Genomic DNA, 12,814 nt, shown 5'->3' with positions numbered 1-12,814 from the left:
CTGATCAAAGCCGATGGTCAACGGTCGCCTTTCAGCGGATGGCTGGCAAAGTAATCGAGCGCGGCGCAGACGCCACTCTCCTTGAGTTCTACTCCGGCCAGTTTCATGCCCGCCTCGCAGCCGCCCAAAGTGGCGATCAGGGTCAGGTCGTTGCAGTCGCCCAGGTGGCCGATGCGGAACATCTTGCCCTTGGCCTTGCCCAGCCCGGTGCCCAACGACAGATCGAAGCGCTCGTAGATGAGCTTGCGCACCGCGTCGGCATCGACACCTTCGGGCATCACCACGCCGGTCAGCACCGGTGAATAGACGGCAGGATCCTGGCACTGGATCTCAAGACCCCAGGCCTCGACCGCCTGGCGCACGCCGACGGCCCAGCGCTGGTGGCGAGCCAGCACCTGGTCGAGCCCCTCCTCCAGCAGCATGTCCAGCGACTCGTTGAGCCCGTAGAGCAGGTTGGTGCTGGGGGTATAGGGCCAGTAGCCGTTCTGGTTGGCCTCGAGTATCTCGTCCCAGGCCCAGAAGCTCTTCGGCATGCGGTTGTGGCGGCTCGCCTCGATGGCCCGCTCGGAGACGGCGTTGAAGCTGATCCCCGGAGGCAACATCAGTCCCTTCTGGGAGCCGGAGATGGTCACGTCCACGCCCCATTCGTCATGCCGATAGTCGGCGCTGGCCAGGCCCGAGATGGTATCGACCAGCAGCAGCGCCGGGTGGCCGGCAGCATCGATGGCGCGACGCACGGCGGCGATATCGCTGGTCACCCCGGTGGAGGTTTCGTTGTGGACCACGCAGACGGCCTTGAGCTCATGGGCCGTGTCTTCCTTCAGGCGTGCCTCGATCATGTCGGCCTGGACGCCGTGGCGCCAGCCCTCATAACCGGGCAAACCGATGAACTCGGGCTCTAGCTGCAGCCGTCGTGCCATCATGTGCCATAGAGTGGCGAAGTGACCGGTCTCGAACATCAGCACCCGGTCGCCCGGGGACAGGGTGTTGGAGAGAGCCGCTTCCCAGGCACCGGTACCGGAAGCCGGGTAAATGATCACCGGGTTCTCGGTCTTGAAGACTTTCTTGATCTTTTCCAGCAGCGTGCGTCCCAAGGCACCGAACTCCGGGCCGCGGTGGTCGATGGTCGGCAGGCTCATGGCACGCAGGATGCGGTCCGGCACCGGCGAGGGGCCGGGTATCTGCAGGAAGTGACGACCGGATGGATGGAAATCGAGATTCAACATGCGACTACCTCCGAAGACAATTTTGCATTTTTGATAATGAATTCACTTCCAGACAGCAAAAAACTACTTGATGCAACCGGCGTCGCGCAGCGTCTCGAGTTGCTCCGCGGAGAGGCCAAGTTCCGCCAATACTGCGTCGGTATGCTGGCCGAACAGCGGCGCCGGGCTCCGGATCTGCGATGGGGTTCGTGAGAACTTGCTCGGAAAGCCGATGGTCTTCATCTTGCCGATAACCGGGTGCTCCATCTCCTGCACCATGCCGCGGGCCAGATAGTGTTCGTCCTGCATGGCCTGGGCGAAGTCATTGATCGGTCCGGCCGGCACGCCGGCCTTGTCGCACAGCGCCAGCCAGTGGTTCATGTCCCGCTCGACCATGATCTCCTCCAGCACCGCCTCGAGTTCCTCGACGTGCTGGCCACGATCGTGGTTGGTCAGGAAGCGCGGCTCGGCCATCAGGTCCTCGCGCTCGAGCACGTCCCGGCAGAAGCGCTCCCAGGTACGCTGGTTGGCACAGCCCAGCATGATGTAACCGTCGCTGGCCTTGACCGCCTGATAGGGCGCCGATACACGATGCCGCCAACCGGTGGGTCCAGGGACTCTGCCCTCGGCAAAATAAGCAGCCGCCTCCCAGGTGAACCAGGGCAGGCCACATTCGGTGATGGCGATGTCGATGTGCTGCCCCTCGCCGGACGTCATCTTGTGGATGTAAGCGGCCAGGATCGAGTACACGGCCGTGATCCCCGCCCCGATGTCGTAAACCGCGATGCCGGTCTTCAGCGGCCGTCGGCCCGGTTCGCCGGTCATCGACATCAGGCCGGTCATGCCCTGGGCAACCAGGTCGAAGCCGCCGCGATGGCTGTAGGGCCCGGTCTGTCCGTAGCCGGAGATCGAGCAGTAGATGATGCCGGGATTGATCGCCTTGATGGTGTCGTAGTCGATCGCAAGCGACCGTGTCACCCCGGTGCGATAGTTCTCGACGATGACGTCGGCGTCCTTGGCCAGGCGATAGAAGATCTCCCTGGCCCGCTCATCCTTCAGGTTCAGCGAGATGCTCTTCTTGTTGCGGTTGATCTGCGAAAAGCAGGTCGATTCGTCGTTGACGTAGGGGCCCATCTGACGGCTGTCGTCGCCGCCGTTGAGCTTCTCGACCTTGATCACCTCGGCCCCCATGTCGGCCAGCACCATGGTGCAGTAGGGGCCGGCCATGATCTGGGAAACGTCCAGTACCTTGAGTCCTTCCAGGGGAAGCATGGGCTTCACCTCGCTTGTGTGTTCGCGGGACTGCCTCGACGCGCCAATGTCAGCGGCCGGTCCACTCGAAGGGTGTCTTGTGCAGGAACTTGTTCACTGCCGCCTGGAAATCGCCGCTCATGTAGCAGGTGGTAACCCAGTCGTCACCGGCATCCGCGGCGGCCCTGCGCGCCTCCAGAACCCGCCCCACCAGCGCCTTGCTGGCCTGGAGGGTGAGTGGCGCGCGCCGGCCGAATTCGGCCGCGATGGCAGTCACCTCCTCGACGATCGTTTCGCCAGCGAAGACGCCGTTGACCAGCCCCGCCTGCCGAGCCTCCTCGGCATCGAACAGCTTGGCCATCATCAGCGCTTCCTTGGTGCGAGCCACGCCGATCATGTCGACCATCCGCGAGACGTTGGTCATCGACAGGGTGTTGCCCAGCGTCCTGGCGATGGGCACACCGAACTTCATCGACGGCGTGCAGTAGCGGAAGTCACAGACCAATGCCAGGGCTGCCCCGCCGCCTACACAGGCGCCCTCGATCAGGGCGATGGTGGGCTTGGCCAAGCGCTCCAGCTTGCCCAGCACCCGATCGATACGCCGCTCATAACCGATGGCGTCCTCGGGAGCGTCGAAGTGGGCAAACTGGGCGATATCGGTGCCGGCGACGAAGGCCTCGCCGCCAACGCCATGCAGCACCACCGCCTGGATGTCGCCGTCCTCGGCCAGCAGGTCGCAACAGGCCTCGAGCGCGTCGTACATCTCCCAGGTCATGGCGTTGCGGCTCTCGGGCCGGTTGAAGCCGATCCAGGCGAGGTTGTCCTCGCGCCGGAAGATCAAGGAATCCGCCATATGAATCCTCCTCAAATCGTCGGGCACATCAGTGGATTGGGTTCACCGGTAGAACAGCTCCACCAGGCCCATCGGGAAGATCGGCACGTAAGTCACCAGCATCAGCAGGATGAATAGCAGGATGACGAACGGCACGTTGGCCTTCGACACCTCCCAGATGTCGGCCTTGGCCACCGAGCAGGCCGTCATCAGCACGCTGGCCACCGGTGGAGTCTGCTGGCCGATCGCCAGGTTGAGGGTGACGATCATGCCGAAGTGGACGGGGTCGATGCCGACCATCATCACCAGCGGCATGACGATGGGCACGGTGAGGATGATTGCCGCCGCCGAATGCAGGATCATACCGATCAGCAGCAGGAAGACGTTCAGCAGCGCGAGGACCATGTACTTGTTGGCAGTGAAGTCGCTGATCATCATCGCCAGCATCTGTGGCAGCTGGGCGCGGGTGAGGAAATCGCCGAGCAGGGCCGAACTCGCCACCAGCAGCATGACCACGGCGGTCTGAACGCCACCTTCGACCATTGCCGCGCGCAGCTTCGCCCACCGCAGCTCGCCGTAGCGGAAGCTGATCAGCAGTGCAGCCAGCACCGCCAGGGCCGCACCTTCGGTAGCGGTCATGAAGCCACCGAATATCCCGCCGAGGATGACCAGCGGCAACACGAAGGCAAGGCCCGCCGCCTTGAAGGTGGTCCACACCCGCTTCAGCTGAAAGGTATGCTCCACGGGCCAGTTGTAGCGGACCGCGAAGTACCAGGCGAGCACCATCATCAAGACCCCGCCGACCAGGCCGGGCACGATACCGGCGACGAACAGCTGCACCACCGAGGTGTCGGCCATGGCGGCATACAGGATCATGGGGATGGAGGGTGGAATGATGATCGCCAGCGAGGCCGAAGAGGAGGTAATGGCGGCGGCGAATGGGGCGGGGTAGCCCTTGCGTTTCATCTCCGGCATCAGGATGGACCCAAGGGCGGCCACGTCGGCCACGGCGGACCCGGAGATCTCGGCGAAGAACAGCGAGGTGCCGACGTTGACCATGGCCAGCCCGCCGCGAATGAAGCCGAGCAACGCGGATGCGAAGTCGATCAGCCGCCGAGAGATACCGCCGGTGTTCATGATGGCGCCGGCCAGGATGAACAGCGGAATGGCGATCAACGGGAACTTGGTCGAGCCCTCGAACATCACCAGCGGGAAGCCAAGCAGGCCGTTCGGCCCCTGCAGGACCAATATCGCGACGAGGGAGACCGCCCCCAGGGCCACGGCGATGGGAATGTTGATGAAGATCATGGCCAGCCCGGCCAGCAGGATCAGTGCCGTCGTCATTGCAGCTCCTCCACGATGTCCTGCTCCGAGGGCGGCCGCTTGCCGTCCCAGGCCTCACGCAGGATGGCCGGGAGGTTGAGCAGCTCGGCGATGACATAGAGTGCCGCGCCAATCGGGATGGTCGACTGGGTGACAGCGATCGGAATCGGCACGCTGACCAGAGTCGAGCCACCGAGCACTCCGATGACGTAGACGCCGTAATAGGCGAGCAGCACGAAGAAAGCGATGATGATGGCCTCGCCGATCGCCACCAGTGTCACGCGCACGACGCGGGGGCGTGAGTAGACGAAACCCGGGACGCTGATATGGGCACGTTTGAGTGAAGCGAGAGCGGCACCATAGTAGGTCACCCAGGCCAGCATCACGGCAGCGACTTCGTCGTACCAGCTCAGCGAATTGCCGGTATAGCGGAAGGAGACACCGAGCAGCACGATCACCGTGAGGGCCACCACCAACAGCATGGTGATGACCTCGAGCAGCCACTCGAAACCTGCTCGCAGTTTCGCAAGGGACATGCAATCGACTCCATCGAGCATGGGAAGGACCGCCCCGGACGGGGCGGCCGCGGGATCACGTAGCAGGGGTCACTCTTCTTCGCTGAGCGCAAGGACTCGCTCGACCAGATCCCCGCCGCCTTCCACTTCCTCGTCGAAGCGCTTGTAGATGGGGCCGCTGGCATCGATGAAGGCCTGCTGGTCGGCCTCGTTGACTTCCATGCCGGCAGCTTCCATCTCGCCGAGCAGTTCCTCGTCCTGCCTGGCAGCGGTCTCGTAGACGAAGTCCTGCACCTCCTGGGCAGTCTCCTCCAGCACCTCACGCACGTCCTCCGGCAGGTCGTCCCAATGGCGCTTGGAGACCACCACATAGGCCGGCGTATAGACGTGGTTGGTCATGGAGAGGTAGTCCTGTACCTCCTGGAATTTCTGGGAGTGAATCTGCACCAGGGGGTTCTCCTGGCCGTCCATGGTGCCGGTCTGCAGCGCCGTGAAGACCTCCGAGAGCGCCATGGGCGAGGGGTTGGCGCCGTATTCCTCGAACATGCGCACCCGCCACTTGCCCTCCGGGGTCCGAAGCTTCAGGCCCTCCAGGTCCTCGGGCGTCTCGATGGGTCGCCGGCTATTGGTGATCTGACGGAAGCCGTTCTCCCACACGGCGAGGATCTTGTAGCCTTCCTCTTCCACCAGCGGGTAGAGATCGGGCTCGATGACCTCCTCGATGACGCGCTTCATGTGCTCTCTGTCCTTGATCAGGTAGGGCATCTCGAACAGACCGAACTCGTCCACCACCGACGACATCACCGTCGAGGGCAACGTGAAGGTCAGTTGGCCGAGCTTGAGCTTCTGCATCATGGAGCTGTCGCCACCCAGTTGGCTCGAACCGTAGACCTCTACCCTGTAGTCATCGCCGAGCCGCTCGTTGGCACGCTCGGCAAACTCCTTGGCGGAAACATCGAACAGCGAACCGGGATTGCCCACGTGGCCGAATTGCAGTTCGGTTTGAGCCATACCAAGCCCTGGCGTGAGACTCAGCGCCAGGGCGGTAGTCACGAATGCCGTCTTGATCGTCTTCATCGGATACTCCAGTGCTGGCTTGTTGTTGTAGGTGTGCTGCCCAGGCGTGCCATCTCGCGGGTGACAGTCTCCAAGCCGTAGTGGCTCCTCCGGGACCGCGGCAAGTTATCCGACGGTCCTAGTCATCCTCGGCCATCAAGCGGCTCGTTGAGTCCAGCCGCTACGAATTCAATTTGAATTCAAAATTCATTATTCGGTATTAAACTTTGGTCGACCCACACCTGTCTGCTGACTCCGCCGACTCAAACGGGTTCTAACCCCCAGGCCAGTCCCGCGGCCTCGATACCGGCAATCGCGGCGGCCTCATCCTCGTCCGAGGATGCACCACTGGCACCCACGGCGCCGACCACACGGGACTCGTCATCCAGGATCAGTACACCTCCGGGAACAGGGACGAAGTTCCCACCCGAGGCAGCGGCCACGCTGGCGAGGAAGGCCGGACGTTCGGCATTGCGGGCTCCGACCACGCCGCTCGATGCGCCATTTCCCAGGGCGGCGAAGGCCTTGCCCTGCGCTACCGGAAAGCGCAGTGGGGCACAGCCGTCCTCGCGCTCGGCAGCGACGACGTGTCCGCCGCCGTCGAGCACGACTACGGTTAAAGGCTCCATCGAGGCATCGCGCGCCTTGGCGAAAGCCCCGTCGAGAATGGCCCTGGCCTGGGAGCGACCAAGCTGAAACTGACTGCGGAAGACTTTGCCGGCCATGGGAGACTCCTTATGATGGTGGGATAGTGGATATTAGTTGAATTTTGAATTCATAATACCTTCTGTGAACGAATGCCAGGCGGACCCGTTTCCGCCGGGATGAACTCGACAGGCCCGGCGACACGGCTGGAACGCCGGGCGGGACCATCGGGACGCTATCGCCTTAGGAATTCATGCCATGAGTAAAATCCAGCATCGCAGCCTTTATCTGGAAGTGGCCGACCGCGTCCGGGAACTCATCGAGCAGGGAGATCTCGCACCGGGTGAGCGAATATCGGAGAAGCAGCTCTGCGAGCGCTTCGGGGTGTCCCGCACGCCGCTACGGGAGGCGCTGAAGGTTCTCGCCTCCGAGGGCCTGATCGAGCTGCTGCCCAACCGCGGGGCCAGGGTCATGCGCCTGACGCTGAAGATGGTTAAGGATACCTACGATCTGATGGGAGCCCTCGAGGGGCTATCCGGCGAACTCGCCTGTCAGAACATCAGCGACGAGGAAATCAAGGCCATTCGTGCACTGCATGACGAAATGCTGCGGCACTACCGCGACCGCAACATGCCGGAGTACTTCCGAATCAACCGGAAGATTCACGAGGGAATCCTGGACGCCTCGGCAAACGAGGTGCTGCAGGAGATGTACAGCAACCTCAGCCAACGCGTGAAGCGGGTCCGCTACTCCAAAAAGATGACCGACGATTTCTGGCACAGGGCCGTGCAGGACCACGAGCACATGATCCTTGCCCTCGAAGCGCGTGATGGGAAACGACTGGGGCAGATTCTCCGCGACCATCTTTGCAATAAACTCGAAGTCGCTTCGCTCGCCGGCGTGGTCGAGGATGAAGGTGCGCTCAATGCCGCCAACGCCTGAGCCTATTCCCATACTCCGAGCCGCATGGCCGAGCGCTCCAGTCGCCGATCCTCCGTCTCGATCCCGCGCAGCTGCTGCTCGATACCCGAGAGATGGTCGAGCGCGGCACGTCGGGCGGCCTGGGGTTTGCCCTCCATCACCGCACGATATAGCCGTGCATGCTGACGGTTGATCATCTGTCTTGGCGCCTCACGGTGATAAAGGTTCTTCACCGAGGCGAATACGGAACTCAACAACAGGTCGGTGAGCGACTGCAGCGTATGCACCAGCACCGGGTTGTGTGAAGCCTGGCAGATGGCCAGATGGAAGGCATGATCGAGGTGCGCCAGTTGCTCCACGTCGATGTTCCCGCTGTTCTCCACATACGCCGTCATGGCCTCGTAGCGGCGCTGGATCAAGACCCGGTCGGCCGGCGTGGCGCGCTCCGCCGCCAGACTGGCCGATTCTCCCTCAAGCAATGAGCGTACCTCGAGCAAATCGAAAAGGGTCCGCGGATGGTCGCGAAACAGGTGCATCAGCGGGCTGTCGTCGCGTCCCGCCACCAGCTCCGCCACCACCGAGCCCCGCCCCTGCCGTGTCACGATGATGCCTTTGCTGCGCAGCACCCTCAGGCCCTCTCGCAGCGAGGTCCGCGAAACGCCGAGACGCTCGCACAGGCGTCGCTCGGAAGGCAGCAACTGCCCGGGGCGAAACACGCCGTCGAGTATCAGCTCCTCCAGGCGCGCCGCTACCGCATCGGGCGTGCGCGTGGGCGAGAGCCGTTCGCTATCTTTAAACATGGGGCTCCTCCGTGGCGCGACGCAGCGGCTTGTATCCTTCGTGCGATTGCGCCATGGTATGAAATGAAAATAATTTCCAAGATAGCTGGAAACAACTGGTAATACCAGTGGACCGGAGGCTGGACAGGACGGCTGACAGGGCGCACATTGGGGCCCTGCACAAGGATAACCCTGCCGCCAAGACTCGCAACGAGGCGCTAGATGAACATCCTCTTCGATGAACGACTCGACGGTCCGGCTCCGGAGCTGGACCGGGCTGCCATCCGCGACACGCTCCGCCAGGCCATTCCGGGCATGACCCTGCTGCACCGCGAGGAGGACATGCGTCCCTTCGAGTGCGACGGCCTCTCTGTCTACCGCACCCTGCCGTTGCTGGTGGCGCTGCCCGACTCCATGGCTCAGGTCGAACGGCTGCTCAAGGAGTGCCATCGCCTCGGCGTACCGGTGGTGACCCGCGGAGCCGGCACCGGCCTCTCGGCCGGCGCACTGCCGCTTACGCATGGGGTTCTCCTGGTGATGTCGCGCTTCTCGCGCATCATCGAGATCGACCCCGAGGCGCGTACCGCCCGGGTCGAACCCGGAGTGCGCAACCTGGCCATCTCGGAAGCCGCCTCGCCCTATGGGCTCTACTACGCGCCGGACCCTTCGTCGCAGATCGCCTGCTCGATCGGCGGCAACGTGGCCGAAAATGCCGGCGGCGTGCACTGTCTCAAGTACGGCCTGACGGTGCACAACGTGATCAAGGTGGAAGTCCTTACCATCGAGGGCGAACGCATGACGCTGGGCAGCGACGCCCTCGACGCCCCCGGCTTCGACCTGCTGGCACTGTTCAACGGCTCCGAAGGCATGCTCGGCGTGGTCACCGAGATCACCGTCAAGCTGCTGCCCAAGCCCGAGATAGCCAAGGTGCTGATGGCCAGCTTCGACGATGTCGAGAAAGCGGGCAACGCGGTGGGCGCCATCATCGAGGCCGGTATCATTCCCGGTGGGCTGGAGATGATGGACAAGCTCGCCATCGTCGCCGCCGAGGATTTCATCGGCGCCGGCTACCCAGTGGACGCCGAGGCGATCCTGCTGTGCGAGCTCGACGGCGTCGAGGCCGACGTCGACGACGACTGCGAGACCGTGCGCCAGGTGCTGGAAGAGGCCGGCGCCACCGGCATCCGCCAGGCCCGCGACGACGCCGAGCGCGCCAAATTCTGGGCCGGCCGCAAGAACGCCTTCCCCGCGGTGGGCCGCATGTCGCCCGATTACTACTGCATGGACGGCACTATTCCGCGGCGCGAACTGGCGCGGGTGCTCAAAGGCATCAGCGACCTCTCCGAGCGCTATGGCCTGAAGGTGGCCAACGTCTTCCACGCTGGCGACGGCAACATGCACCCGCTGATCCTGTTCGATGCCAACCGTGAAGGCGAACTGGCCGTGGCCGAGGCGCTGGGCGGCGAGATCCTCGAGCTGTGCGTCCGCGTGGGCGGCACTATCACCGGCGAGCACGGTGTCGGCCGCGAGAAGATCAATCAGATGTGCGCCCAGTTCCGTCCTGACGAGCTGGCCACCTTCCGCGCCGCCAAGGCCGCCTTCGACCCCCGCGAGTTGCTCAACCCGGGCAAGAACATCCCCACCCCGGCGCGCTGCTCGGAGTTCCGTACCATCAAGAGCGCGGCGGACGATACCGCCTCGACCGCAGCGCAGGGTGGGCTGGAGTGACCATGGCAAACGCAACGACTCTCCATGAACATGACGCCAGCGAAGCCCTGGCCGAGCGCATCCGCCAGGCCAGCACCGACGGTACACCACTGCGCATCGTCGGCGGTGACACCCGCTTCTTCTATGGTCGCGAGGTGGTGGGCAGTGAGCTCTCGACCCGCGAGCACTGCGGCATCAGCTTCTACGATCCGGTGGAGCTAGTGGTTTCGGTGCGCGCCGGCACGCCCCTGGCCGCGCTCGAGGCGGCCCTGGCCGAGCACGGCCAGATGCTGCCCTTCGAGCCGCCCCGCTACGGCGAGGCAAGCACCGTGGGTGGCATGGTCGCCAGCGGTCTCTCCGGGCCGCGGCGACCGTGGGCCGGCGCGGTACGCGATTTCGTGCTCGGTGCCCGGGTGATCAATCACGAAGGCATCGAGCAGCGCTTCGGCGGCGAGGTGATGAAGAATGTGGCCGGCTACGACCTGTCGCGGCTGATGGTCGGGGCCCAAGGTACCCTGGGGCTGATCACCGAGGTCTCGTTCAAGGTGCTGCCGGCCCCGGGTGCCGTCCAAAGCCTGCACCTGGAACTGCCGCTCGACGAGGCCCGCCAGCGCCTGGCCGAATGGGGGCGCGAACCGCTGCCCATCAGCGCCGCCGCCTGGCTCGACGGAGCCCTGCACCTGCGCCTGGAAGGCGGTCCGAGCTCCGTGGCCGCCACCCGCGCGCGCATCGGCGGCGATGAGCTCGACAATGCCTTCTGGCCCTCCCTGCGCGACCAGCAATTGCCGTTCTTCCGTGCCGGCCAGGCGCCGCTGTGGCGACTCTCGCTGCCCCACCGCGCGCCGACGCTGGACCTGCCCGGTATCGACGAGAGGCTGATGATTCACGACTGGGCCGGTGCCCAGCGTTGGCTGCGCACCGAGCTGGATGCCGACTCCGTACGCCAGGCGTGCCAAGCCGCCGGCGGCCACGCCACCTGCTACGGGCCGCGCCCGACCGCGATCGAGCCCTTCGCGCCACTATCCGAGGTGCTGACAAAGTACCATCGCAACCTCAAGGCGCAGCTCGACCCCAAGGGAATCTTCAACCCCGGCCGGCTCTACGCGGCGTTCTGAGACGCACAGGATTTCGACATGCAGACGCACTTCACCGAGGAAGCCCTCAAGCAGCCGCACATTCAGGAGGCCGACCGCGTCCTGCGCAGCTGCGTGCACTGCGGCTTCTGCAACGCCACCTGCCCCACTTACCAGCTGCTGGGCGATGAACGCGACGGACCGCGCGGGCGCATCTACCTGATGAAGCAGATGCTCGAGAACCCCGACGACAGCGAGAACGTCACCGAGCAGACCCGACTGCACCTGGATCGCTGCCTGACCTGTCGCAACTGCGAGACTACCTGCCCTTCCGGCGTGGAGTACCACAAGCTGCTTGATATCGGCCGCGCCGAGATCGAGCGCCGCGTGCCGCGCAGCGCCGCCGACCGCGCCCAGCGCTACGCGCTGCGCAAGGCGCTGGTGGAGCCCAAGCGCTTCCAGGCGCTGCTCAAGCTGGGCCAGACCTTCCGCCCGCTGGTGCCGGGCAAGCTCAAGGACAAGCTGCCGCCCAAGCCGTTGGATGCCGGCACGCGCCCCGACCACAAGCGCCACGCGCGGCAGATGCTGATCCTCGAAGGCTGCGTACAGCCGGGGCTCTCACCCAATACCAATGCCGCCACGGCGCGGGTGCTCGACCGCCTGGGCATCGGCCTCACGCCGGTCAGCGAAGCCGGCTGCTGCGGCGCCGTCGACTTTCATCTCAACGCCCAGGACGACGGCCGCGCCCGGGCGCGAGCCAACATCGACGCCTGGTGGCCGCATATCGAGGCCGGCTGTGAGGCGATCGTGCAAACGGCCAGCGGCTGCGGCGCCTTCGTCAAGGAGTACGCCGAGATCCTCGAGCACGACCCAGCCTACGCCGAGAAAGCCAAGCGCGTGAGCGAACTGGCCAAGGATCTGGTCGAGGTGCTGCGCGACGAGGATCTGGATGACCTCAAGGTCGACGCGGGCCGCCGGCTGGCATTCCACTGCCCCTGCACCCTGCAGCACGCGCAGAGACTCGGCGGCGCGGTGGAAGGCGTGCTGATCAAGCTCGGCTTCACCCTGACGCCGGTCCAGGACGCCCACTTGTGCTGCGGCTCGGCGGGCACCTACTCGATCACCCAGCCGGAGCTCGCCATGCAGTTGCGCGACAACAAGCTCAACGCCCTGGAGGCCGGCAACCCGGAGACGATCGTGACCGCCAACATCGGCTGCCAGACGCACCTCAACGGCGCGGGGCGCACGCCGGTCAGGCATTGGATAGAGATTGTCGATGAAGCGTTGCCCTCCTCGGCGGGCAACGCTTAAAGAGTATTCAGCAACGCAGCAGATGAGCGCCGGGGACAAGCCAAAGCGAGGGTCTTTTGCCATGGATGGCAAAAGTAGCGCCCAGGGACGGGTTCACAGCGCCTCCTCGCAGGCCTGTCGCCGGAACAGCCCCGTGCTTCACCGGGAGAGCTGCCAGCTCCGCATCGCCATTGTTTTTATTTCAAAAGGAGAACCC

The 12,814-nt window shown here is 64.4% G+C and carries 12 protein-coding genes; 4 read left to right on the top strand and 8 right to left on the bottom strand.

The window, feature by feature from the left end; genetic code table 11:
• Positions 1-17: 17 nt before the first annotated feature.
• From ACRWQA_RS04420 to ACRWQA_RS04390, 7 genes are all read right to left on the bottom strand, one after another.
• Positions 18-1,226, bottom strand: coding sequence for a pyridoxal-phosphate-dependent aminotransferase family protein (locus ACRWQA_RS04420; RefSeq protein WP_263580996.1), 1,209 nt, complete (start codon positions 1,224-1,226; stop codon positions 18-20).
• Positions 1,227-1,289: 63 nt separating this feature from the next.
• Complete coding sequence (locus ACRWQA_RS04415; protein ID WP_263580997.1) at positions 1,290-2,477, bottom strand: CaiB/BaiF CoA transferase family protein; 1,188 nt, start codon at positions 2,475-2,477, stop codon at positions 1,290-1,292.
• A 49-nt stretch (positions 2,478-2,526) separates the two neighbouring features.
• Positions 2,527-3,309, bottom strand: coding sequence for an enoyl-CoA hydratase (locus ACRWQA_RS04410; protein WP_434230123.1), 783 nt, complete (start codon positions 3,307-3,309; stop codon positions 2,527-2,529).
• A 42-nt stretch (positions 3,310-3,351) separates the two neighbouring features.
• Positions 3,352-4,632 carry a TRAP transporter large permease gene (locus ACRWQA_RS04405; RefSeq protein ID WP_263580999.1) on the bottom strand — a complete coding sequence of 427 codons (1,281 nt, stop codon included), beginning with the start codon at positions 4,630-4,632 and terminating at the stop codon, positions 3,352-3,354.
• On the bottom strand, positions 4,629-5,147 hold the full coding sequence (locus tag ACRWQA_RS04400; protein WP_263581000.1) for a TRAP transporter small permease: 519 nt from the start codon (positions 5,145-5,147) through the stop codon (positions 4,629-4,631). Before ACRWQA_RS04400 ends, ACRWQA_RS04405 begins: the two co-directional genes overlap by 4 nt.
• 69 nt (positions 5,148-5,216) lie before the next feature.
• Positions 5,217-6,203 carry a TRAP transporter substrate-binding protein gene (locus tag ACRWQA_RS04395; protein WP_263581001.1) on the bottom strand — a complete coding sequence of 329 codons (987 nt, stop codon included), beginning with the start codon at positions 6,201-6,203 and terminating at the stop codon, positions 5,217-5,219.
• A 242-nt stretch (positions 6,204-6,445) separates the two neighbouring features.
• Positions 6,446-6,907 carry a GlcG/HbpS family heme-binding protein gene (locus ACRWQA_RS04390; RefSeq protein WP_434230119.1) on the bottom strand — a complete coding sequence of 154 codons (462 nt, stop codon included), beginning with the start codon at positions 6,905-6,907 and terminating at the stop codon, positions 6,446-6,448.
• A gap of 178 nt (positions 6,908-7,085) precedes the next feature.
• On the opposite strand from ACRWQA_RS04390, the gene ACRWQA_RS04385 reads away from it, so the two are divergent.
• Positions 7,086-7,769 (top strand): GntR family transcriptional regulator, encoded by a 684-nt coding sequence (locus ACRWQA_RS04385; RefSeq protein WP_263581003.1) that lies wholly within the window; start codon positions 7,086-7,088, stop codon positions 7,767-7,769.
• A gap of 2 nt (positions 7,770-7,771) precedes the next feature.
• Here the strand turns inward: ACRWQA_RS04385 and glcC are convergent, their stop codons facing one another.
• Entirely contained in the window at positions 7,772-8,548 is a 777-nt protein-coding gene (gene glcC, locus ACRWQA_RS04380; protein ID WP_434230117.1) for a transcriptional regulator GlcC, read from the bottom strand.
• A gap of 201 nt (positions 8,549-8,749) precedes the next feature.
• Here glcC and glcD point away from each other — a divergent pair, with 201 nt between their 5' ends.
• Genes glcD through glcF form a run of 3 tightly spaced genes read left to right on the top strand, consistent with a single transcriptional unit; the run spans position 8,750 to position 12,618 of the window.
• Positions 8,750-10,255, top strand: coding sequence for a glycolate oxidase subunit GlcD (gene glcD, locus ACRWQA_RS04375; protein ID WP_434230115.1), 1,506 nt, complete (start codon positions 8,750-8,752; stop codon positions 10,253-10,255).
• Between the two features lie 2 nt (positions 10,256-10,257).
• Positions 10,258-11,349: a glycolate oxidase subunit GlcE gene (glcE, locus tag ACRWQA_RS04370; protein WP_434230112.1), complete on the top strand. Its 1,092-nt coding sequence runs from the start codon at positions 10,258-10,260 to the stop codon at positions 11,347-11,349.
• Positions 11,350-11,367: 18 nt separating this feature from the next.
• A complete protein-coding gene (glcF, locus tag ACRWQA_RS04365) occupies positions 11,368-12,618 on the top strand; it encodes a glycolate oxidase subunit GlcF (protein WP_434230109.1) in 1,251 nt (416 codons plus the stop codon).
• Positions 12,619-12,814 lie beyond the last annotated feature (196 nt).

This window comes from Billgrantia sp. C5P2 (genome assembly GCF_051062895.2).
Note: the sequence above shows the minus strand (reverse complement) of the source record. Positions and strands in the feature narration are given on the sequence as shown.